The organism is Kosakonia oryzae (assembly GCF_001658025.2).
Classification (GTDB): Bacteria; Pseudomonadota; Gammaproteobacteria; order Enterobacterales; family Enterobacteriaceae; genus Kosakonia; species Kosakonia oryzae.
This window is the reverse complement of sequence record NZ_CP014007.2, coordinates 3,580,534-3,602,676: the sequence shown is the minus strand read 5'-3', so window position 1 is coordinate 3,602,676 and position 22,143 is coordinate 3,580,534. Positions and strand designations below refer to the sequence as shown.

Below are 22,143 nucleotides of genomic sequence, written 5' to 3'. Positions count from 1 at the left end.
CCTCCCTTTTTGACCTTGTTTACCTTAACTGGCTGCGGCAGGTTTACTGCCATGACGATAACGAAATAACTCATTGATTATATTGCGTGTATTTCTATTGCTGAACCTGAGTCCAGGTTCTATTTCGCATAGAACGATACCCGTAGCAGAGAGTGAAAGAGCCAATATGGATAGACAATTACATGTTCGCACCCGCGCCAGACTTTGTTGGGCATTGAGTTTATTGCTACTGTCTGCCTCGGCAAATGCCGTCGATTCGACCTACGATCAACTGGTTTTGCAGGCGCGTGACGGTCAGACCGGGGGATTACTTAACTGGCTGCAAAACCAGGAAAAACAGGGTGCGCTGAATGTTAATCAGGTGGCGGACTGGTTGCAGGTGGCGGGCTGGGCCGAACGTGATGAGGAAGTGATACGCGTCTGGCAACGATACCGTTCACAAATGACGATCCCTGCTCGGGGAGTCGCGGCCGTTGCTCAGGCTTATCGCAACCTGAAACAGTGGGATTCCTCCCTGGCGCTATGGGAAAAAGCGCGTCAAATGGAACCGGCTAACGACGATTTACGTATGGCCTGGATCCTGACGCTGGCTGATGCGCAGCGCAATACCCTTGCGCTTAGCGAGGCGCAGCGGCTCGTGCACGATAATCCGGGCGTGCAGCAATATCAGACGCTGGCTTATGTCTGGCGAGCGCAGGGTAAGAGCTGGGATGCACTGTTTGCTATCACTCAGGCCTGGCAAAAAGAAGGGGAAAATAGGTCGGTCAAAGCCGATCTCCTTGATGCATGGACGGCCAACCGCATTGCGGATCCGGCTCTGGTTCTGTCACGGACCATGGATCTGCCCGCCGGACAAAAGCGCAGCCTGGAGCTGAATGCGGCAGCGGAACTGGTGCGAGTCGCGCAGCAGACCTCACGCGGAGAGGCAGAACGATTTCTCGTGGCTGACAAAGCGCTGGCGCGTTATGACACACTTCTGGCGCAGTGGAAGGGGCTTCCTGAAGCGCAAGATGATTATCGCCAGGCGCGCATTGATCGCCTGGGTGCACTGCTGGCGCGAAATGATTTTGCCGATGTCGTGCGTGAGTATCACGCGCTGCAGGCGGAGGGCAAACCGGTTCCCGATTATGTTGACGGCTGGGTGGCTTCTGCACTGCTTTCGCAGCGTGAACCGGAAGATGCGTACCGGTTATTTGGGCGACATCCGGCGCATATCGAACCGGAGATGTTTTACGCCGCGATTGAGAGCGAAAATTTTCCAGCGGCAAAGCGCATTGTCGATCAAATGGTCGCCAATACCCCCTACCTGGTCTATGAATATGGTTCGCCGGTGCCGTCGCCCAACGATCGGTGGCTCACCAGCCGGATCCTGCTTTCCCGCTATTATTCCTCGGCGAACGATCTGCCCGCAGCGGAAAAACTGACCGCCAACATGGCAAGCACCGCGCCGGGTAATCAGTCGTTGCGCATCAACTATGCTTCGGTACTGGCGGCACGTGGCCGGACGCATGCCGCCGAGCAACAACTTAAACTTGCCGAGGTAGTGGAACCCTCAAATCTGGATCTGGAGCGTCAGCAGGCTTATACGGCGCAATCCTTACAGGAGTGGCAGCAGTTCGAGCAGCTAACGCAGGATGTGGTAACCCGCAGCCCGGAAGAACCGGCGACAAAAGAGCTTGCCCGGGCCAGAGCGATTCACCATATGTATGAACTGCGCATTAGCGGCAGCAAAGGCATCTCTTCCGACAGCCCCATTAGCGGTACGCGCGATTTTACCTGGAACTCTGTTTTATATGGCCCGCCGATTGCCGATCACTGGCGACTTTTTGCCGGGATGAATTTTGCAACCGGCGAGTTTGCTGAAGGCAAGGGCTACAACCGGGACGTGCCCGGCGGCGTCGAGTTTACGACCCGTGATTACTGGGTTGAAGCAGAGCTGTCAAATCAGAATTTCGGTCGCGGCAACAAGCCTGGCGCGCGGCTTTCCGCCTGGCATGACTTTAGCGACAGTTGGCGCATCGGCGGTTCTGCAGAACGTCTCTCCGCCGGTACGCCGCTGCGTGCACTACGCAATGGCATCACCGCAAATGGCGGACAAGTTTATGTGCGCTGGTATCAAAACGAACGCCGGGAATATCGTCTGAGCGTCGCACCAACCTGGTTTTCCGATGGTAACCAGCGCGTGGAATATGGGCTAAGCGGCAAAGAGCGTCTATGGACTTCGCCCCATTTCATGCTCGATCTCACTCCGGATATCAGCGCCAGCACAAATACGCGAGAAAACGTGCCTTACTACAACCCCAAACGCGACTTTTCCGTGACGCCTGGACTCTCTGCGCAACACATCATGTACCGACATTACGATCTGGTATGGAGCCAGCAATTTGTTGGCGGCCTTGGGGCGTACTGGCAAAAGGATCACGGTACGGGGCTGGTGACGCAACTGGGTTATGGGCAGAGGGTGCAATGGAACAATGTCCTGGATACGGGCGTTTTAGTGACATGGGATAAGCGCCCTTACGATGGTGAACGTGAACGAAACCTGGGTGTTTCCTTTGATATGAACCTACGGTTTTAAGGATATGTCATGCTGAATTATGTACTCCGTATCATTTTACTTGCTGCGGGCTGGTTGCTGATAGCGGGCTACAGCGGTGCCGAAACGCCGCGTTTTCTACCGCCTGCGGAACGTCCGCAGCTTGAGCAAAATAAGCCGTGGCCGGAAAACCATTTCCTGGTGCTGGCCTACCATGATGTTGAGGATCAGGTCGCCGATCAGCGCTACTTATCGGTGCAAACCAGCGCGCTGAACGATCAAATGGTCTGGCTGCGTGATAACGGCTATCAGCCCGTTAGTGTTCAGCAGATTCTGGATGCGCACAATGGAGGAACGCCCCTCCCTCCGAAAGCCGTGCTGATAAGCTTCGATGATGGCTACAGCAGTTTTTACACGCGCGTGTGGCCGTTGCTCAAAGCCTATAATTGGCCAGCACTGTGGGCACCGGTGGGCAGTTGGGTTGATACGCCAGCCGATAAGAAGGTGGATTTTGGCGGCCTGATGACCGAACGGGAACGGTTTGCAACCTGGGATATGGTGCGCGAATTGAGCCGCTCGCCATTGGTAGAGATTGGTGCCCATACCTGGAATTCTCACTATGGCAGCCAGGCTAACCCACAGGGGAGCGCAGAGCCGGTTGTTGCTAATCGCCTGTACAATAAAGTCACCGGTCAGTATGAAACCGAAGAACAATTCACCCGCCGTATAGATGCTGACGTCAGTCATATCTCTGCCTCGCTTCGTGATGCTACAGGGAAATCTCCTCGTGTCTGGGTCTGGCCTTACGGTGCCGCGAATGGAACCACTCTCTCTATTGCCAGCAAGCATGGCTATCAGATGGCCTTTACGCTCAACAGTGGCCTGGGCGACGTCCGCGATTTGATGAATATTCCACGCGTGCTGATCTCCCTTAATCCGGATATCAGCGAGTTCGCCACTGAAATTACCCGGGTGCAGGAAGCCAGCTATGCGCGGGTTATGCATATCGATCTGGATTACGTTTACGATCCGGATCCGCAGCAACTGAGCAAAAACATCGACAAGTTAATCCAGCGCGTTTCCGACATGAAAATCACGCATGTCTTTTTACAGGCTTTCGCCGACCCGGATGGCAGCGGAACAGTGAAAGCGCTCTATTTCCAGAATCGTTGGCTGCCGGTGCGTGCCGATTTGTTCAATTTTCTTTCCTGGCAGTTGCAGACTCGCGCAGGCGTCAAGGTTTATGCCTGGATGCCGGTACTCTCTTTCGATTTGGAGAGCAGTTTGCCGCGCGTTGAGAGCTGGGATCCGAAAACCGGCAAAACTCGCGTTGAGCCCAAGCAGTACCAGCGCCTTTCCCCCTGGAGCCCGGAAGCGCGCAAGCGCATCATCGAAATCTATGAAGATCTGGCGCGTCACGCGCCGTTCACCGGCATCCTGTTCCACGACGATGCGCTGTTGTCAGATTTTGAGGATGCCAGCCCGGCGGCGATGCAGGCGTATCACGACGCAGGCTTCAGCGGCGACATCGGCGATATCCGCAATAATCCGGAGGAATTTCAGCGTTGGACTCGCTATAAAAGTCGTTATTTGATTGATTTTACTAAACAACTTACGCAGGTCGTACGAAGTATTCGCGGCCCGCAGGTACGTACGGCGCGCAATATTTACGCCATGCCCATTCTGCAACCGGAAAGTGAGGCCTGGTATGCGCAGAATCTGGATGATTTCCTGAGTACTTACGACTGGACAGCGCCGATGGCGATGCCGCTGATGGAAAATATCCCGCTCCATGAAAGCAACGCCTGGCTGGATAAACTGGTGACCACCGTAGCGCAGCATCCCGGCGCATTAAGTAAAACCGTCTTTGAATTGCAGGGACTCGACTGGCGCAGCGACAGCGCTCATGCCGAAATCAGCGGCCAACAAATGGCGGAATGGATGTATCAGCTCCAGAAAAGTGGGGCGGCGAGTTTTGGTTACTATCCCGATGATTTCATTAATGGAAAACCGGATATCTCGCAGGTAAGACCGGCATTCTCCTCATACTGGTATCCCAAAAATGATTGATCGTATCCTGGCTTTTCTGATGCTTTGCCTGGTGCTTGGCCTGCCGTTTGGCGCGGCTACGCTGTTCACCGGGACGGTGATTCTGAACTTTGTCTTCTTCTGGCCACTGTTTATGTCCGCATTATGGATCACCGGCGGCATCTACTTTTGGTTTCATCAGGAACGCCACTGGCAATGGGGTGAGGAGGTTTTGCCGCCAGAGCTGGAAGGTAACCCGATGATCTCGATTTTGATCCCCTGTTTTAACGAGGGCGTCAACGCCCGCGAAACCATCGAAGCGGCGCTGGCTCAGCGTTATGAAAACTTTGAGGTGATCGCCATCAATGATGGATCTTCCGACAATACCGCCGAAGTTCTGGATCAACTTGCCTGTGAATATCCGACCTTGCGGGTTATCCACCTCGCGGAAAATCAGGGCAAAGCCGTGGCGCTGAAAACCGGTGCCGCCGCGGCGCGTAGTGATTTCCTTGTCTGTATTGATGGCGATGCTCTGCTTGAACGCGATACTGCCGCTTATTTGGTGGAACCGCTGTTGCGATATCCGCGAGTGGGGGCGGTAACGGGTAATCCGCGCATTCGGACGCGTTCAACGCTGGTGGGGCGGGTACAGGTGGGCGAGTTTTCGTCGATTATCGGCTTAATCAAACGAACGCAGCGTGTATATGGGCAGATCTTTACGGTCTCCGGCGTCATTACGGCATTTCGCCGCCGCGCGCTATCGGAGGTGGGTTACTGGAGCCCGGATATGATCACTGAAGATATCGATATTAGCTGGAAATTGCAGCTTAAACATTGGGCTATCTTCTACGAGCCGCGCGCGTTGTGCTGGATCCTGATGCCGGAAACGATGAAGGGGCTGTGGAAACAACGGTTGCGCTGGGCACAGGGAGGCGCGGAGGTGTTTCTGGTCAATATCCGTCGTCTGTGGTCGTGGGAATACCGCCGCATGTGGCCGCTTTTTATCGAGTTTTGCTGCTCCACAACCTGGGCATTCGCCTATGCCATGAGCATTGTACTGTTCCTGTTGGGTATGGTGGTGCCGCTGCCGCCTAATCTGACCATTCAACAGCTTATGCCGCCAGAATTTACCGGGCTGATGCTCGGTGTGATGTGCCTGATTCAGTTCTTTGTCAGCCTGATGATCGAACGCCGGTATGAAAAAGGTATTGCCGGTTCGCTGTTCTGGATTATCTGGTTTCCGGTCATTTACTGGATGCTGAGTCTGTTCACTACCCTGGTTGCCTTCCCTAAAGTGATGCTTAAACGCCAGCGCGCTCGCGCCCGCTGGGTTAGCCCCGATCGCGGTATCGGGAGGATGTGATTATGCAACAGCCTTTAATTTTCACCGAGCGGCGTTTATTGCCACGCCTCATTGATATTGTGCTAACCCTGGCCGCCTGGGTGGGTTTTCTGTGGTTGATTTATCACGGCATGGTTAAGCCGATTATCGCCCATCCGGATATGGGGCCGCATCCGGTAGTGTCTACGCTAAATACGCTGGCGTTATACCTGCTTATTGCGGTGCTGTATGGCGGCGCGTTGATCATCTGGGCCAGGTATAACCAATACCGTTTTCGTCATGAACGTCGAACCAGACGCTCTGGGCTGGAGAGCGAAGAGCTCGCCGAAAGTTTTGCGATCACCCCCGAATTGGTGGCAGAGCTGAATAAGGCGCGGGTATTGACGGTGCATCACAACGAAAACGGCAGCATTAAATCGGTAGTCATCCATCACATTAATACGCAGACGCCAGCATAGCGGAGAGAGACTGTTGCGTCTGCACGGAAAACGAAACGATCCAGGGAAGAACCCATGGCACACCGCTGCGTTGTCAGTCTGCGGCGTAAATAAGTTCAAAAATGATGGAGGGAATGCAGTCATTTTTGATGAATTCTTCGAGCGCAGCTTTGTTCTCTTTGAAATGTGCCAGCATGTTATCAACCGCCTGCGCTTCATCTTCCGCGTCGGTTTCAAACGGCATTTTATGCAGGCCTTCTGCTTTTATTTGTTGTAAATCTGCAGCGGAAAGCCTCTTTTTTTCGTAGACATTAACGGTAATGTCGTTCGAGTAAAATAACCAGGTTTTTATGATATTTTCCTTACTCTGTTTTTCTTTAAATATTGCAGGGTTTACGCACTGCAACCAATAATCACCATGCCCACTTTATGGCACGTTTCGTCATGGTTTTTACCACGACATTTACAGAACCACACCGGTTCATGGTGAATGGAGTAAAAGGGGGAATAGTGCTGATCAAGCGCCTCGTCTGCCCGTTTAACGCTGAGCGGACTAAAGTCCCGGTAAAACCCGATGCTCCAGACAGAACGCCGTTTTTGGCCGGTTTTCTTGAAGTGGGAGCTGACGATTTCATCGTTTTTCAGTAAATCCTTCCACATATTATTGATCAGCGCAGTGGGCCTTTTACCGAGTTTGAATTCCAGATAGATAAACTTATCCAGCCGTGTTCGTTGTTTGCGAAAAATCAAATCAACAAACATGTGCTGACGCCCCGTTTGATGCCGTTGATCCGCTGTAGCTCTGACTTCTCGCCTGGCTTTATACTTTAAAATATGTTCGAGATAATACTCAAATTCAATTTGTAACCACTTTTCCCAGTCATTAGTGCCTTTGTCTAATATATGTGAAAGTTTTGTTTTTGTATTTTTATCGGTGAGAAAAGCCTGAAGAGATTCTTTCACCGTATTGAAATCATTGCTGCTCACCGACGCATTCCTTTAGCGACAAAAAATAAATGTGAGAAATTATAAGATAGCGTGAAAAATTTACAATATACCCAATTATGGCGGGGGATATCCGCCGTTAATTTTAATTAAGTCAGACATAAATTTTTATGCTGAGGGAATTAAACAGGCGGAGAAAAGTTGTCCAGAGTTTCATTCTCCTCCAGCCCACCGACAGGCAGTATCTTTCTCGCGTCATCTTTTCACCAGGTTTGCAGAAAACTGTATATAAATACAGTTTTCTACCGTTTTCAAATCCTTTCGCTGCTCCGTTTTTTACACCATGCCGTTATTACCGTGACGCAAAAACGCCGGGCGCTGGTTCAGCCGCGCAAACCACGCGTCGATAGCCGGAACCTCCGGATGTTCAAACGGCGTCATTTTCCAGCGATTCACCGACAGCCCCAGCACGATATCCGCCAGCGTAAAGGTCTCGCCGGCGGCAAAGGCGCCGGTGCGTTGCAGTTGCTGCTCCAGAATGGAGATGCAGTGGTTCCACTCTTTGATACCCGCCTCGATGGCTTTGGGATCGTTAAAGGCCGGATTTTTGCGCGCCAGCGCGGGGAAGACATACCGCCAGGCGTTGTTAAACTCGGTGGCCTGCCAGTCCATCCAGTGCTCCACAATGGCACAGGCCTGCGGTTCGGCAGGCAACAGATCGCTGCGCCCCGTTTTACGCGCCAGGTAGCGGCAAATCGAGTTCGATTCCCACAGCACAAACTCATCATCCAGCAGGACGGGCACCATGGCGTTCGGGTTCAGTGCGCGGAACGCGTCGGTCTCGGTCGAGGCAAAACCGCTGCCGTAATCTTCCTGTAAATAATCCAGCCCCGCTTCCTCGCAGGTCCACAACACTTTACGCACATTGATAGAAGAGGTTTTGCCAAGGATTTTGAGCATATACAAACATCCGTCTGTGTGATTAATCGTTTAAAAACAATACACCAGCCGAATGCATTTTCGCCACTTGCGCCGCAGCACCAGCGTGGTGCAGTGCCTTGTTGTGGCTCACCAAAACAGGGCCAGCGTAACGCAACAAATCGCTAACGTTATGACGATAAAGCAAAAACAACCTGGCACAGCGCTTGCAAATGCGAGAGGGCAGTGCAACACACAATTTGAAAATAGCTGGCTAGGGTTCCGGTTCACTTCGGTGAATGGCTGGTCCAAGAGCTGGCGACCTCTGCGAGGTTACACGGCGGGACAAAAACCCGGGAGACAGCAGCACCAATGGGTGTCGCGCTGCCCCCTAACTTTGTGCCAATCAGAGGTCAAGAATGAAGAAATCTCCATTGTTCCGCTCTCTTGTGTTGTCGCTGGCGATGCTGGTCAGTCTCCCCACCTTTGCCGCCGTGAAAAAAGAGTTCAATGTCTGCTGGACTATCTACGCCGGATGGATGCCGTGGGGCACCATCAGCAGTAGCAAAATCATTGATAAATGGGCCAGTAAATACGGTATCAAGATCAATATCGTGCAACTGAACGACTATATCGAATCCATCAACCAGTACACCGCCGGCCAGTTTGATGGCTGCACCATGACCAATATGGATGCGTTGACCATTCCGGCTGCGGGCGGCGTTGACAGTACGGCGCTGATCCTCGGCAGTTACTCCGAAGGCAACGACGGCGTCGTGATGAAAGGCGAGGGCAAAACCCTCAACGATTTGAAAGGGATGAAAGTCTACCTGCCAGCTCTCTCCGTTTCTCACTATCTGCTGGTGCGCGGGCTGGAAAAAGCCGGGCTGGCGGAGAAAGACGTCACCGTGGTGAACACCTCCGATGCGGATATTGTCTCGGCGTTTGGCACGCCAAACGTGCAGGCCGCTGTCGCCTGGAACCCGCAGCTTTCCGTGATTAAAGCCACGCCGAAAACCACCGAAGTCTTTAGCTCCTCGCAGGTGCCGGGCGAATTGATCGATATGATGGTGGTCAACAGCGCCACCCTGAAAGATAACCCGGCGCTGGGTAAAGCGCTGACCGGCGCATGGTACGAAATGATGGGGCTGATGAAAGCGCAGGACGCCACGGCGCTTAATTCGATGGCCGCCGCTTCCGGCACCGATCTCGCCGGTTACCAGGCGCAACTGAAAACCACCCACCTGTTCTACACCCCGGCGGACAACATTGCTTTTGTGACGTCAGCGGAGCTGGCAAAAACCATGCAGCGCGTTGCCTCATTCTCCTTTGAAAAAGGCCTGCTCGGCGATGGTGCGCAGAGCGCAGATTTTATCGGTATGACCTTCCCCGGCAATGTTACGCAGGGCGATGCGAATAACGTGAAACTGCGCTTTGACGACAGCTTCGTGAAGATGGCCGCTGCCGGCAAGCTGTGATAACTGACGGAGTTCGCCATGCGACAAATTAATCGCCATCCCACACCCGGTATGCGGACGCTGCTGATCCTGCTGCCTTTCGTCCTGCTGCTGGCCGCTTATTTTATGGGCTCGGCAGTACGGCTGGAGGCCAATCCACAGGATAAGCTGCTGCCCGGCCTGCAACAGATGCTGGATGCACTTTCACGGATGGCGTTTACCCCGGATAAACGCAGCGGCGAATACCTGTTCTGGATGGACACGCTGGTGAGCCTCGGCCGCTTGCTGATGGGCCTGGCCATCGCCTCGGTGATTGGTCTGTGCATTGGCATCACCGCCGGCGTTTTCCCGCTGTGGCGGGCGTCGTTATCGCCGCTGATGACGGTGCTGTCGATGATCCCGCCGCTGGCGATTTTACCGGTGCTGTTTATCGTTTTCGGCCTCGATGAGCTGTCGAAAGTGATGCTGATTGTCATTGGCATCACGCCGATGCTGGCCCGCGATCTGGAGCAGCGCGCCTGTGAAATTCCGGCGGAGATCCTGATCAAAGCGCAAACCCTCGGTGCCAATAGCTGGACGCTGGTGCTGCGGGTGGTGCTGCCGCAGTTGCTGTCGCGCCTGCTGATGTCGCTGCGTCTGCTGCTGGGTTCGGCGTGGCTGTTTCTCATCTCGGCAGAGGCGATCTCCTCAACCGCCGGGCTGGGCTACCGCATTTTCCTTGTGCGTCGCTATATGGCGATGGACGTCATCATCCCGTACGTCCTGTGGATCACGTTGCTGGCGTGGCTGATGGATCTGGCGCTGCGTCAGTTACACAAAACCTGTTTTCCCTGGGCGGAAGGAGGGAAGGCATGAGCTTTATCACTATCGACAATATCTGGCAGGAGTACGGCGACCACGTGGTGCTGGAGCGCCTGAACTTGCAGGTGAAAGAGGGGGAGTTTTGCTCGATGGTCGGCGCGTCCGGCTGCGGCAAATCAACCTTTCTGCGCCTGCTGCTCGGCCAGGAAAAACCGAGCCGCGGTGTCATCACGCTGGAGGGCAAACCGCTGAGCGCCGAACCGGACAGCAGCCGTGGCGTGGTGTTTCAGCGCTACTCGGTGTTCCCGCATCTCACGGTGCTGGATAACGTCGCCATTGGCCTTGAACTGCCGCAATCTCCGTTCTTTGGGCGGCTATTTGGCGCGAAAAAACGTGCCGCCCGCGAGCAGGCCAGAGAATTACTGGAAAAAGTCGGTCTTGGTCACGCGCTGAAGAAATATCCGGCGCAGCTCTCCGGCGGTATGCAACAGCGTTTAGCCATCGCTCAGGCTTTTATTATGCAACCGCGCGTCCTGCTGCTGGATGAGCCGTTTGGCGCGCTTGACCCCGGGATCCGTAAAGAGATGCATGCGCTGCTGCTGCAACTGTGGGGTGAAACCCGCATGACGGTCTTTATGGTGACCCACGATCTTTCGGAAGGCTTCAACCTCGGCACCCGCCTGCTGGTGTTCGACAAGGTGCGTATCGATCCGCAGGCACCCAATGCCTTCGGCGCGCGTATCACCTATGACATCCCGCTCAACGAAACGCGGCTCTCCGCGATGAGCGGCGCGAAGCCCGACAACGTCTACGCATTAAGGAGATAATCCTGTGAATCCAACTTCTGTTCTTCGTGACGAGATCCTGCCTGGCGGCGGCCATCTCTCCTTTATCCTCAAACGCGGGCAGATCCTGCGCATGACCGACATCGAAGGCGGCGCAAACGTCAGCCTGATGATGCTCAACGCCCATGAAAAAAGTGAGCGCCTGAACCTGCCGGATACCCTGAAAGGCCAGCACACCGCGCGCCTGACGGCCGGGCACTGTTTCTACTCGGATATGGGACGCGTGCTGGCGGGCATCACCGCCGATACCAGCGGCTGGCACGATCCCTTTGGCGGCGTGCTGAACGCGGCCGAAGTGGCGGAAAAGTACGGCCAGGGGCGCTACCAGGAGCTGCGTAACGGCTTCTTCCGCAACGGTGCGGATAACCTGCTGGTGGAAATGGGCAAGTGGGATCTCAACCTCGAAGATCTGCTGATGGTGGTTAACTTTTTCAGCAAAGTGTCGGTTGATGACCACGGCCAGTTCACCTTCCACAGCGGCCATTCTCAGCCGGGAAGCTATGTTGAACTGTTTGCGCCGATGGATGTGCTGGTGGTGCTGACTGCGCTGCAACATCCGATGGACCCTTCCCGCGAGTATGCGCCGCGCCCGGTACAACTGAGCTGGCGGCAGGCCGACGATGAGCAGGCGATGATCAATACCCTGCTGACGCGCCCGGAAAACAGCCGCGCCTTCACCAATACCCAACTTTTCGCCCTGTAAGGAGCCGCACGATGACTGTTGCCAGCGAAAAACAAGCCCAGCATGCCGTTTTCCGCCATGTGATCCCGGCGGGTGAACCCTATCTGTTTGAAGTGAAAAAAGGCCAGACGCTGCGCCTGCTGGATCTGGAAGGAAACCAGGCCATTGATACGCTGTTCTACAACGCGCAGAACCCGCGCGAACGCTACGACGCCCAGCGCACGCTGCGTCGGCAGAACAACGCCTATCTCACCAGCGGCAGCGTGCTGTACTCCAACCTTGGCAACCCGCTGCTGACCATTGTCGCCGATACCTGCGGCCGCCACGACACCCTTGGCGGCGCCTGCGCGCAAGAGAGCAACACCGTGCGTTATGCGCTGGATAAACGGCACATGCACAGTTGCCGCGATAACTTCCTCTGCGCCTGCCTGCACGATGGCCGCCTGCAAAAGCGCGACATCGGCGCAAACATCAACTTCTTTATGAACGTGCCGGTAACGCCCCAGGGCGGGCTGACGTTTGAAGATGGCATCTCCGCGCCGGGGAAATATGTCGAACTGCGCGCCGAGTGCGATGTGATTGTGCTGATCTCCAACTGCCCGCAGCTCAACAACCCGTGCAATGGCTGGAACCCGACGCCTGCGGAGGTGCTGGTATGGAACTGACGCCAACTCGCTGGCAGCGCCTGCGCCAGGCGCTTTACCACCTCTGCGCGGTACGCGCCGGACGCATCCTGCTGTAATCGCCTTTTCCCCATGGACGACCATGCGGTGAGCCAATGTTCGGCGGGACGACCCGCCACGATTGAGTCTGACCTATGTTTACGAAACTCCTGATCGCCAACCGCGGGGCGATTGCCTGCCGCATCCTGCGCACTTTGCGTGCCATGCAGATTGGCGGCGTTGCCGTCTATTCCGATGCCGATATCAGCAGCCTGCATATCCGCGAGGCCGACGAAGCGATTAGCCTCGGCGACGGCCCGGCAGCAGGCACCTATCTGGTGACGGACAAAATCATTGCTGCCGCCCGCGAGAGCGGGGCACAGGCTATTCATCCCGGCTATGGTTTCCTCTCTGAAAACGCAGCCTTTGCCGAAGCCTGTGAAGCGGCAGGCATTGCCTTTGTTGGCCCGACGCCTGCGCAACTGCGCGTTTTCGGCCTGAAACATACCGCCCGCGCACTGGCGAAAAAACAGGGCGTGCCGATGCTGGAAGGCACCGAACTGCTGGCGGATGTCGATGAAGCGCTGCGCGCCGCAGAAATCGTCGGTTACCCGGTGATGCTGAAAAGCACGGCGGGCGGCGGTGGCATTGGGATGCGCGTCTGCATGACGGCGGCCGAATTGCACGACGCATTCGACGCGGTGGTGCGGCTGGGGAAAAACAACTTCAGCGACGCAGGGGTCTTTATTGAGAAGTACATCGCCCGCGCCCGCCATCTGGAAGTGCAGATCTTCGGCGATGGCGCAGGGGAGGTGATTGCCCTTGGCGTGCGCGACTGTTCCGTGCAGCGTCGCAACCAGAAAGTACTGGAAGAGACGCCTGCGCCAAATCTGCCTGCGGGCATGGAAGCAGCGCTGTGCAGTGCGGCCATTAAGCTTGGCAAAGCGGTCAACTACCGCAGCGCGGGCACGGTGGAGTTTGTCTACGACAGCGAAGCCAAACGGTTTTACTTCCTTGAAGTGAACACCCGTTTGCAGGTTGAGCACGGCGTGACCGAGCAGGTATGGGGCGTCGATCTGGTGGGCTGGATGATTGCACTCGCCGCCGGGGAACTGCCGCCGCTGGCGCAGCTCCGCGATAGCCTGACGCCCAGCGGCCATGCGATTCAGGCGCGGGTTTATGCGGAAGATCCTGGCCGCCAGTTCCAGCCATCACCCGGGTTACTGACGGACGTGGCATTTCCGGCGGACGATCGCCGGACATTGCGCATCGATAGCTGGGTGGAATCCGGCTGTGAAGTGCCGCCGTTCTTCGACCCGATGCTGGCGAAAATCATCGCCTGGCAGCCCACGCGTGAGGCGGCGGTGCATGCGCTGCACGACGCGCTGGGCGCAACCCGTTTATACGGCGTGGAGACCAACCGCACCTATTTACAGCAGATCTTAACCTTTGCCCCGTTCGCCTGCGGTGAACCCTGGACGCGCTGCCTCGAAGGGCTGACGTATCAGGCGCACACGCTGGAAGTGCTGAGCGCCGGGACGCAAACCACCGTGCAGGATCACCCCGGGCGCGTGGGCTACTGGGCGGTGGGCGTGCCGCCATCCGGGCCGATGGACAGCCGCGCGCTGCGTCTCGGCAACCGTCTGCTGGGCAATGATGACAACGCGGCGGCGCTGGAGATCACCCTGAGTGGCCCGACGCTGAAATTTAACTGCGATGCGCAGGCGGTTGTCACCGGGGCGGATATTGCGCTGACGCTCGATGGCGAGCCGCTGGCGATGAACCGTATCTTTACGCTGCGGGCGGGGATGACGCTGCACATCGGCGACATCAGCGGTGACGGTGTGCGCAGCTACCTCTGCCTGCTCGGGGGCTTCCAGGTGCCGGAGTACCTGGGCAGCAAAAGCACCTTCACGCTGGGGCAATTTGGCGGCCATGCCGGGCGCGCGTTGCGTACCGGCGACGTGCTGCATCTGGCGCCGTTAACGGCACCGTGCCGCGAAACGGCGCTGCCGCAGGCGCTGCATACGCCGCTTTCCCCGGTGCGTGAGTTGCGGGTGATTTATGGCCCGCACGGTGCGCCGGAGTACTTCACCCCGGCGTATATGGCGACCTTTTTGGCGACCGACTGGGAAGTGCATTTCAACTCCAGCCGCACCGGCGTGCGCCTGATCGGCCCGAAACCGGAGTGGGTGCGCGACAGCGGCGGCGAAGCCGGGCTGCATCCCTCCAATATTCACGACAACCCGTATGCCATCGGCGCGGTGGATTTCACCGGCGATATGCCGGTGATCCTTGGCCCGGACGGCCCGAGCCTCGGCGGTTTTGTCTGTCCGGTGACCATTATCGAAGCGGATTTACCGGCCGTCGGCCAACTGAAAGCGGGCGATAAAGTGCGTTTTATCCCGGTGGATATCGCCACTGCGCGCCGTCTGGCGCAGGCGCATGAAGCGCAAATCGCCAGCCTCACACCGCAGGCGGTGGCGTGGCAACCTGTGGCGTTGGCTTCGCCGATCGTCCTGAACTGTGGCGAGGCGGATAAGCGCCTGGTGGCGCGGCTTTCCGGCGATACGCATCTGCTGCTGGAGATCGGCGAGCCGGAGCTGGATCTGGTGCTGCGTTTTCGCGCCCACGCCTTAATGCAGGCGCTGGAAGCCCTGGCGCTGCCGGGGGTTATCGATCTGACGCCGGGCATTCGCTCGTTGCAAATTCACTACCAGCCGGAAGCGCTGGGACTGAACGCACTGTTGGAGACGGTAGCCGGGCTGTGGCAGGGCGTGTGCGAGCGCCAGGATCTGGATGTGCCATCGCGCATTGTCTGGCTGCCGCTCTCATGGGACGACCCGGCGTGCCAGAAAGCCATCGACAAATATATGACCACCGTGCGCCGCGATGCGCCGTGGTGCCCGAGCAACCTGGAATTTATCCGCCGCATTAACGATCTGGCGAATATCGATGAAGTCTACAAAACGGTGTTTGACGCCAGCTATCTGGTGATGGGGCTGGGCGATGTCTACCTTGGCGCGCCGGTGGCGACACCGCTCGATCCGCGCCATCGGCTGGTCACCACCAAGTACAACCCGGCGCGTACCTGGACGGCGGAAAACTCGGTCGGCATTGGCGGCGCGTACCTTTGCGTCTATGGCATGGAGGGGCCGGGCGGCTACCAGTTTGTCGGGCGGACGCTGCAAATGTGGAATCGCTACCATACGGTGGCGGATTTTGCCGGTAAGCCGTGGCTGCTGCGCTTCTTCGATCAGATCCGCTTTTATCCGGTGTCTGCCGATGAATTGTTAACCATTCGTCGCGACTTCCCGCTCGGGCGTTATCCGCTGCGCATTGAGCACACCACGCTGAAGCTGGCGGAGTATCAGCAGTTTCTCGCCGATGAAGCGCCAAGTATTGCTGCTTTCCGCGCGCAGCAGCAGGGCGCTTTCGCTGCCGAACGCGATCGCTGGATTGCCAGCGGCCAGGCGCATTTCGACAGCAGCGAAACGCTGGCGGAAGAGGGCGAAGATGCGCCGTTACAGCCGGGGCAACAGGGCATCGATAGCCCGATCTCCGGCAACTTATGGCAGGTGAATGTCACGCCAGGCAGCCAGGTTCGCGCAGGCGATGTGCTGGTGGTGCTCGAGTCGATGAAGATGGAGATCCCGCTGCTTGCCGCCCACGATGGCGTGGTAAGCCAGGTGCGCGTGCAGCCGGGCAGTTCGGTGCGCGCGGGTCAATGCGTGGTGGTTCTGGAGAAAACAGCATGATGCAGCCGTTTGATTTACGCCTTGATGTCCTGGCGCAGGCTTACCGCGACGGCCACTTAACGCCGCGCGACGTGATAGCGACGCTGCGGGCGCGGGCGCTGGCGTTGAACCCGGAATTCAACACCTTTATTTATCTTCTTAGCGAGGCGGAGCTGGAGCCATATCTGGCGGCGCTGGACAACGTACCGCCGCAGTCGCTGCCGCTGTATGGCGTGCCGTTCGCCATCAAAGACAATATCGATCTGGCTGGCATTCCGACCACCGCTGCCTGCCCGGCATTTGCGTCTACCGCAGAACAGGATGCGACCATCGTCGCACAACTGATTGCGCTGGGCGCGGTGCCGCTGGGTAAAACCAATCTCGATCAGTTTGCCACCGGGCTGAACGGCACGCGTTCACCGTATGGCGCCTGCCGTAACAGCGTGCATGCCGATTATCCGGCAGGCGGTTCCAGCGCCGGATCGGCGCTGGCAGTGGCGCTTGGGCTGGCAAGCTTTGCGCTCGGCACGGATACCGCAGGCAGCGGACGTGTTCCGGCGTCGCTCAATAATCTGGTTGGCCTGAAAGCGACCAAAGGGTTGATCTCCACGGCGGGCGTGGTGCCTGCCTGTCGCACGCTCGATTGCGTCACCTTTTTTACCGCGACCGCCGCCGAAGCCAGCCGTTTGCTGGCGCTAACGGCCGTGAAAGATGCGCGCGATGCCTATAGCCGTAGTAACCCGGCGTGGAACGGTGCACAGGCCTTTGGCACGCTGCAGCCGGGTTTCCGTTTTGGCGTTCCGGCTACGCTGGAATTCCTCGGCTGTGCGGAGAGTGAAGCACTGTTTTATGCGGCAAAAGCACGGCTGGAGTCGCTTGGTGGCGTGCCGGTAACGCTTGATTTCACTCCATTCCTTGCCGCTGCGCGTCTGCTGTATGAAGGGCCGTGGGTGGCGGAGCGCTACCACGTCGTCGGGCCGTTGATTGAAAAACAGCCGGATGCGGTGCTGCCGGTGATCAAAGCGGTACTGAGCAAAGCGCCCGCCACCGATGCGGTGACAACCTTTGACGCGCAATACCGCTTACAGGCCTACAAAGCGCAGTGCGACGCGCTGCTCACCGATCTGGACTGCGTGCTGACGCCGACCTACCCACGCCCGGTAACGCTGGCGGAGCTGGCGGATGAACCGGTAAAACGCAATGCCGATCTCGGTTACTACACCAATTTTATGAACCTGCTGGATTATGCCGCCGTTGCTGTGCCAAACGGCATGATGACCAACGGCTTGCCTTCCGGCGTTACGTTGTTTGGCCGCGCATTTACCGATCAGTATCTGCTGAGCCTTGCCGATGCGATGCAGCGCAACGCATCGCTGGCCTTGCCCGGTGGGCGGAAAATGGCGGCAGCCGTTCCGGCGACTGTCGCGAGCCACGATCGGCTGGCGCTGGTGGTGTGTGGCGCGCATCTGGACGGGCTGGCGCTTAATGGGCAGTTGCGTCAGCGGGGCGCGACTTTACTTAGCGCCACCCGCAGCGCACCGCGTTATCGGTTATATGCGCTGGCAGACGGTAAACGGCCCGGCATGGTGCGCGATGAGCAGCAGGGCGCGGCGATTGCCGTGGAAGTGTGGGAATTGCCGCACAGCGAAGTCGGCTCTTTCCTTGCCGGCATTCCGGCGCCGCTTGGGCTGGGTAAAGTCGAGCTGGAAGATGGCCGCTGGTTGAGCGGATTCATTTGTGAAAATTATGGCTTGCAGGGGGCGCAGGAGATCACTTCTTACGGAGGATGGCGTGCCTGGCTGGCGTCCGGTTTGTAAAGGATTGTCAATATCGATTAATTATTGACCGCGTGCATGATTTTGTGCAAATAGCAGCCATACTATTAACTTACCCCATTGGCTGACAAGGGAGGAAATAGGTATGAGCTTTGATGAACTTGTTCGTCGCTTGTTGACGAAGTTGACTGCTGCCAGAGCGGACCTTGCGGCCTACACCCAGATGAGGAAGGCAAAAGGTTATATGTCGGTCAGCGAAAACGATCGTCTGCGTGAACGTCTGTTTGCCATGGCGCTTGAGATTCGTGACAAAGGGGAGCGGCTGAATGAAATGCCGGATCGCGAATCGCGGGGGGCGTTGTACCGCGCCGAAGAGGCTCTCTCTTCAGCGGCGGTTTGCCTGATGAGTGGGCGACAGGATTGCCCAATGTATATTTCCGTGAATGCCGACAAACTCGAACGTTCACTGAATGTGCTTGATCACGCCATTCTCTACCTTACCGAGCATTCACCGCTCGAAGAGGCCTAAGCGCAAGGGGGAGGGAACTCCCCCTTCTTATCTGCCCGTTTTCTTTCATGCCGAATGTATAAATTCTGTAAACCTGCGTTTCATTTCTGCGCCCCGGTCTACCCTTTACTTACTCTGCAAAGCTGCTGACTAAAGGAGAATCCGATGCGCCGTCTTCCCCTGTTGCTGCTGTTTCTTGCCGTCCCGGCATTGGCTGAGCCTGCGGCGGTGAAGGTTGATGTTCTGCAACGCAAACTTGATCACCCCTGGTCGCTGGCATTTTTGCCCGACAACCACGGCATGTTAATCACGTTGCGCGGCGGGCAACTGCGTTTGTGGCAGGCCGATAAGGGGCTTTCCGACCCGATAAGCGGCGTGCCGAAAGTGTGGGCGCACGGGCAGGGCGGCTTGCTGGATGTGGTACTGGCGCCTGATTTTACCCAGTCGCGCCGGGTGTGGCTAAGCTATGCGGAAGCGGACAAAGAGGGTAAAGCCGGTACAGCAGTCGGGTATGGCCGCCTGAGCGAGGATTTCACCCGTCTGGAAGCCTTTCAGACGGTGTTCCGCCAGCAGCCGAAACTCTCAACCGGCAACCACTTTGGCGGTCGGCTGGTGTTTGACGGCAAAGGCTATCTGTGGATTGCGCTGGGCGAGAATAACCAGCGCCCGACGGCGCAGGATGTGGATAAATTGCAGGGCAAACTGGTACGGCTGACCGATCAGGGGAAAGTACCGGATGACAATCCGTTTGTCGGGCGCAAAGATGCCCGTCCGGAGATCTGGTCATACGGCATTCGTAACCCGCAAGGAATGGCGATAAATCCGTGGAGCCACGCGCTGTGGTGGCACGAGCACGGGCCGCGCGGCGGTGATGAAATTAATATTGCGCAAAAAGGCAAAAATTACGGCTGGCCGATTGCCACCTGGGGCATTAACTACAGCGGGCTGAAAATTCCCGAGGCGAAAGGGCAGATTGTACCTGGTACCGAACAGCCGATCTTCTACTGGCAGAAATCCCCGGCAATAAGCGGCATGGCATTCTATAACGCCGACACGTTCCCGCAGTGGAAAAACAAACTCTTTATTGGCGCGCTTAAAGATGAAGATGTCATCGTGATGAGCGTTAATGGCGACAAAGTCACGGAAGATGGCCGCATTCTTACCGATCGTAAACAGCGTATCCGCGATGTGCGCGTCGGGCCGGATGGTTATCTTTACGTGCTGACGGATGCATCGGACGGCGAGCTGTGGAAAGTGCATCCGGCTTCCTGAAGAAGGGGAATTCATTCCCCTTTTACTGTTTTCCGGTAAAAGCGCGGTATTAATGCTGCAAGACAATAACTATATTTCAGTATTCTATAATTCCTGCCTTTTATATTTATTAAAATAAATCTTTACGTCTTTTTCTATTTATATAGTGGTTGGCTATCTGGCGTCTTTTATTTAAGTGTGCGGATAAATTGCCGATAACTGAATATCTGAGAAAAGATGGCGTAAAGGAGAGGTAATAATGAATGTGCATGCTGTTCCGCATGCGGCAACCGATATTTATGAATTGATTGCCCGCATTGGCAATGTGACCCGGATGTTAAGAACCAGCCTGCGTGAGCTGGGGCATGATATTACTATTGCTGAAATCGCCCACGCTATTCCTGATGCGCGAAGCCGTTTGCAATATGTTGTCGATTTGACGGCGCAGGCCTCCGGCAAAACGCTTAATTTGATTGAGCAGACGCAGCCGTTGCAGGAGCGGCTCAGCAAAGAAGCCAGCCAGCTACTGTTGCAATGGGATGGCGTTAAAGAGAGTGAGGGTATCGACAGTATGATGGCGCTTGCCCGCGCAACGCGCGGCTGGCTTGACGCGGTGCCGCTTTGTACCGAGGCGACTAAAAAATCTCTGCGCGATATTATGCTGGCGCAGGATTTTCCGGATACCACCGCGCGCATTATTGTGCGCATGATGGCGCTGCTGGAGAATTTAGAAAAACAATTCCTCGCGGTCTTATTAGACAGCGTACCGCAGGAAAGCCGGGCGGCGCTGACCAGAGAGAAAGAACACGCCGCACATTTGCCTGAATCCTCAAGGCAAGATGATATTGATGAATTACTGGATAGCCTTGGTCTGTAATCGGTAATTGTGCTGCACTGTGAAAACCCTCAAGTGATGTAAAAGCTGTTTTACTTGCTGTTATTTATTCTGGATGCAATGGTTCATTGCATCCTTTTTTATTTCCACAGGATAATAATGCTGTGCGCCGGGGAAAATAAAACAGGCGAAAAAAATCCCGCAATGCCATCTAACATTGCGGGATAAAAATATTTCTCAATAGACAGTTATGCGGCATCACCCGCCCTCATGGCAAAGCGGGGATGTATTACCTGAAATAACGTTTAAAACGATCCGCTATGAAGGAGGGTAACGGACCTTAGCCTGCTTAACGCAGCAGCGACAACATGGTTTGCGGTACCTGGTTCGCCTGCGCCAGTACCGAGCTGCCGGCCTGTTGCAGGATCTGTGCGCGCGACATGTTGGACACTTCCGTCGCGTAATCGGAATCCTGAATACGGCTGCGCGCGGCAGAGAGGTTGTTGGTGGTGTTATTCAGGTTGGAGATGGTGGATTCAAAACGGTTTTGGGAAGCACCCAGCAGGCTGCGCTCGCTGTCCACCGCTTTGATGGCGGTATCCAGATCCGCCAGCGGGTTGCCGTTTGTGCCACCGGTAGCATCAACCACGCCCTGCAATACATCGAAGCCGTGCGCGTCAGTGGCACGCGCGCTGCCGTTGACAATTTGCCCGGTGGTGGAAGCCGTTGCGCCGGTGGTGCTGTAGAGGTTGAAGGCATCGCTGCTGCTGACGGTAATGCTGATGGTTTCGCCATCTTTCGCGCCAACCTGGAAGTTATACACGCTGTCGCCGGAACCGGTGTTCAGCACTTTCAGACCGTTGAAGTCGGTCTGAGTGGTGATGCGGTTGATCTCTTCCATGCGCTGGTTGACTTCAGCCTGAATGGAGTCAACGTCAGATGCGGAGTTTGAACCGTTTTGCGCCTGTACAGTCAGGTCACGAATACGTTGCAGGTTGTTGTTGACTTCGCTCAGTGCGCCTTCAGTGGTTTGCGCCAGTGAGATCCCGTCATTGGCGTTACGTGCGGCAACAGACAGGCCATTAATATTTGATGTAAAGCGGTTTGCAATTGCCTGACCAGCAGCATCATCTTTTGCGCTATTAATACGCAGACCGGATGACAGGCGCTCAATGGAAGTGCCTAATGAAGATTGAGATTTGCTCAGGTTATTTTGGGTCGTTAAAGACAAGGTGTTGGTATTAATAACAGCCATTTTTATTTCTCCAGAAATATAGAATTAATCTATTAGCGATGCCCTGATAATATTGCCGGGCTTCAATCATATCGGATGGGATTAATAAAACTTTAAATTTAAATGGAGAATATTTTTATTTTATAAATA

18 protein-coding genes and 1 riboswitch are annotated in these 22,143 nt (G+C 56.0%); of the genes, 14 read left to right on the top strand and 4 right to left on the bottom strand.

The annotated features are described in order from the left end of the window. Positions 1–166 precede the first annotated feature (166 nt). The 4 genes from pgaA to pgaD are packed head-to-tail and all read left to right on the top strand — an operon-like array spanning position 167 to position 6,364. Complete coding sequence (gene pgaA / locus AWR26_RS17155) at positions 167–2,578, top strand: poly-beta-1,6 N-acetyl-D-glucosamine export porin PgaA (RefSeq protein WP_064567627.1); 2,412 nt, start codon at positions 167–169, stop codon at positions 2,576–2,578. Between the two features lie 9 nt (positions 2,579–2,587). After that, positions 2,588–4,606 (top strand): poly-beta-1,6-N-acetyl-D-glucosamine N-deacetylase PgaB, encoded by a 2,019-nt coding sequence (pgaB, locus tag AWR26_RS17150; RefSeq protein ID WP_064567625.1) that lies wholly within the window; start codon positions 2,588–2,590, stop codon positions 4,604–4,606. Further along, positions 4,599–5,927, top strand: coding sequence for a poly-beta-1,6-N-acetyl-D-glucosamine synthase (pgaC, locus tag AWR26_RS17145; RefSeq protein WP_064567623.1), 1,329 nt, complete (start codon positions 4,599–4,601; stop codon positions 5,925–5,927). Before pgaB ends, pgaC begins: the two co-directional genes overlap by 8 nt. Positions 5,928–5,929: 2 nt before the next feature. Beyond that, the gene (gene pgaD / locus AWR26_RS17140) at positions 5,930–6,364 is read left to right on the top strand and encodes a poly-beta-1,6-N-acetyl-D-glucosamine biosynthesis protein PgaD (RefSeq protein WP_082934113.1); all 435 of its coding nucleotides are present in this window, start codon (positions 5,930–5,932) and stop codon (positions 6,362–6,364) included. 73 nt (positions 6,365–6,437) lie between these two features. Here the strand turns inward: pgaD and AWR26_RS17135 are convergent, their stop codons facing one another. The 3 genes from AWR26_RS17135 to AWR26_RS17125 form a co-directional block, all read right to left on the bottom strand. Further along, positions 6,438–6,749, bottom strand: a complete 312-nt coding sequence (locus AWR26_RS17135) for a hypothetical protein (RefSeq protein WP_227121367.1) — start codon at positions 6,747–6,749, stop codon at positions 6,438–6,440. Continuing rightward, positions 6,737–7,330, bottom strand: coding sequence for a hypothetical protein (locus tag AWR26_RS17130; protein ID WP_043954112.1), 594 nt, complete (start codon positions 7,328–7,330; stop codon positions 6,737–6,739). Before AWR26_RS17130 ends, AWR26_RS17135 begins: the two co-directional genes overlap by 13 nt. Before the next feature lie 294 nt (positions 7,331–7,624). Beyond that, a complete protein-coding gene (locus AWR26_RS17125; protein ID WP_064567621.1) occupies positions 7,625–8,248 on the bottom strand; it encodes a glutathione S-transferase family protein in 624 nt (207 codons plus the stop codon). Between the two features lie 221 nt (positions 8,249–8,469). Continuing rightward, positions 8,470–8,568, top strand: a riboswitch (guanidine-I (ykkC/yxkD leader). A gap of 57 nt (positions 8,569–8,625) precedes the next feature. Between AWR26_RS17125 and AWR26_RS17120 the strand changes: the two genes are divergently transcribed. The 10 genes from AWR26_RS17120 to AWR26_RS17075 all read left to right on the top strand — a co-directional run bounded on the left by AWR26_RS17120 (position 8,626) and on the right by AWR26_RS17075 (position 20,801). Continuing rightward, positions 8,626–9,684: a putative urea ABC transporter substrate-binding protein gene (locus AWR26_RS17120; RefSeq protein ID WP_064567619.1), complete on the top strand. Its 1,059-nt coding sequence runs from the start codon at positions 8,626–8,628 to the stop codon at positions 9,682–9,684. Between the two features lie 18 nt (positions 9,685–9,702). Next, positions 9,703–10,518: an ABC transporter permease gene (locus AWR26_RS17115; protein ID WP_064567617.1), complete on the top strand. Its 816-nt coding sequence runs from the start codon at positions 9,703–9,705 to the stop codon at positions 10,516–10,518. Further along, positions 10,515–11,291: an ABC transporter ATP-binding protein gene (locus AWR26_RS17110; protein ID WP_064567615.1), complete on the top strand. Its 777-nt coding sequence runs from the start codon at positions 10,515–10,517 to the stop codon at positions 11,289–11,291. Before AWR26_RS17115 ends, AWR26_RS17110 begins: the two co-directional genes overlap by 4 nt. Positions 11,292–11,295: 4 nt before the next feature. After that, positions 11,296–12,012, top strand: coding sequence for an urea amidolyase associated protein UAAP1 (locus AWR26_RS17105; RefSeq protein ID WP_064567613.1), 717 nt, complete (start codon positions 11,296–11,298; stop codon positions 12,010–12,012). A gap of 11 nt (positions 12,013–12,023) precedes the next feature. Then, positions 12,024–12,656: an urea amidolyase associated protein UAAP2 gene (locus AWR26_RS17100; RefSeq protein WP_007374060.1), complete on the top strand. Its 633-nt coding sequence runs from the start codon at positions 12,024–12,026 to the stop codon at positions 12,654–12,656. A gap of 152 nt (positions 12,657–12,808) precedes the next feature. Continuing rightward, on the top strand, positions 12,809–16,411 hold the full coding sequence (gene uca, locus AWR26_RS17095; RefSeq protein ID WP_064567611.1) for an urea carboxylase: 3,603 nt from the start codon (positions 12,809–12,811) through the stop codon (positions 16,409–16,411). Beyond that, the gene (gene atzF / locus AWR26_RS17090; RefSeq protein WP_064567609.1) at positions 16,408–18,207 is read left to right on the top strand and encodes an allophanate hydrolase; all 1,800 of its coding nucleotides are present in this window, start codon (positions 16,408–16,410) and stop codon (positions 18,205–18,207) included. The genes uca and atzF overlap by 4 nt, the downstream gene beginning before the upstream one ends. A 103-nt stretch (positions 18,208–18,310) precedes the next feature. After that, positions 18,311–18,694, top strand: a complete 384-nt coding sequence (locus tag AWR26_RS17085) for a biofilm formation regulator BssR (RefSeq protein WP_064567607.1) — start codon at positions 18,311–18,313, stop codon at positions 18,692–18,694. Positions 18,695–18,838: 144 nt separating this feature from the next. Continuing rightward, positions 18,839–19,945 (top strand): PQQ-dependent sugar dehydrogenase, encoded by a 1,107-nt coding sequence (locus tag AWR26_RS17080; RefSeq protein ID WP_064567605.1) that lies wholly within the window; start codon positions 18,839–18,841, stop codon positions 19,943–19,945. 238 nt (positions 19,946–20,183) lie between these two features. Then, positions 20,184–20,801 carry a protein phosphatase CheZ gene (locus AWR26_RS17075; protein ID WP_064567603.1) on the top strand — a complete coding sequence of 206 codons (618 nt, stop codon included), beginning with the start codon at positions 20,184–20,186 and terminating at the stop codon, positions 20,799–20,801. Between the two features lie 307 nt (positions 20,802–21,108). Here the strand turns inward: AWR26_RS17075 and AWR26_RS17070 are convergent, their stop codons facing one another. After that, the gene (locus AWR26_RS17070; protein WP_007374068.1) at positions 21,109–22,014 is read right to left on the bottom strand and encodes a flagellin N-terminal helical domain-containing protein; all 906 of its coding nucleotides are present in this window, start codon (positions 22,012–22,014) and stop codon (positions 21,109–21,111) included. Positions 22,015–22,143: the final 129 nt, after the last annotated feature.

What these genes read in the sequence shown, in the direction of transcription:
- AWR26_RS17085 (WP_064567607.1), top strand. Translation starts at nt 18,311, where the DNA reads ATGAGCTTTGATGAACTTGTTCGTCGCTTGTTGACGAAGTTGACTGCT.
- AWR26_RS17120 (WP_064567619.1), top strand. Translation starts at nt 8,626, where the DNA reads ATGAAGAAATCTCCATTGTTCCGCTCTCTTGTGTTGTCGCTGGCGATG.
- pgaB (WP_064567625.1), top strand. Translation starts at nt 2,588, where the DNA reads ATGCTGAATTATGTACTCCGTATCATTTTACTTGCTGCGGGCTGGTTG.
- AWR26_RS17070 (WP_007374068.1), bottom strand. Translation starts at nt 22,014, where the DNA reads ATGGCTGTTATTAATACCAACACCTTGTCTTTAACGACCCAAAATAAC.
- atzF (WP_064567609.1), top strand. Translation starts at nt 16,408, where the DNA reads ATGATGCAGCCGTTTGATTTACGCCTTGATGTCCTGGCGCAGGCTTAC.
- AWR26_RS17110 (WP_064567615.1), top strand. Translation starts at nt 10,515, where the DNA reads ATGAGCTTTATCACTATCGACAATATCTGGCAGGAGTACGGCGACCAC.
- AWR26_RS17125 (WP_064567621.1), bottom strand. Translation starts at nt 8,248, where the DNA reads ATGCTCAAAATCCTTGGCAAAACCTCTTCTATCAATGTGCGTAAAGTG.
- AWR26_RS17075 (WP_064567603.1), top strand. Translation starts at nt 20,184, where the DNA reads ATGAATGTGCATGCTGTTCCGCATGCGGCAACCGATATTTATGAATTG.
- uca (WP_064567611.1), top strand. Translation starts at nt 12,809, where the DNA reads ATGTTTACGAAACTCCTGATCGCCAACCGCGGGGCGATTGCCTGCCGC.
- pgaA (WP_064567627.1), top strand. Translation starts at nt 167, where the DNA reads ATGGATAGACAATTACATGTTCGCACCCGCGCCAGACTTTGTTGGGCA.
- pgaD (WP_082934113.1), top strand. Translation starts at nt 5,930, where the DNA reads ATGCAACAGCCTTTAATTTTCACCGAGCGGCGTTTATTGCCACGCCTC.
- AWR26_RS17080 (WP_064567605.1), top strand. Translation starts at nt 18,839, where the DNA reads ATGCGCCGTCTTCCCCTGTTGCTGCTGTTTCTTGCCGTCCCGGCATTG.
- AWR26_RS17115 (WP_064567617.1), top strand. Translation starts at nt 9,703, where the DNA reads ATGCGACAAATTAATCGCCATCCCACACCCGGTATGCGGACGCTGCTG.
- pgaC (WP_064567623.1), top strand. Translation starts at nt 4,599, where the DNA reads ATGATTGATCGTATCCTGGCTTTTCTGATGCTTTGCCTGGTGCTTGGC.
- AWR26_RS17100 (WP_007374060.1), top strand. Translation starts at nt 12,024, where the DNA reads ATGACTGTTGCCAGCGAAAAACAAGCCCAGCATGCCGTTTTCCGCCAT.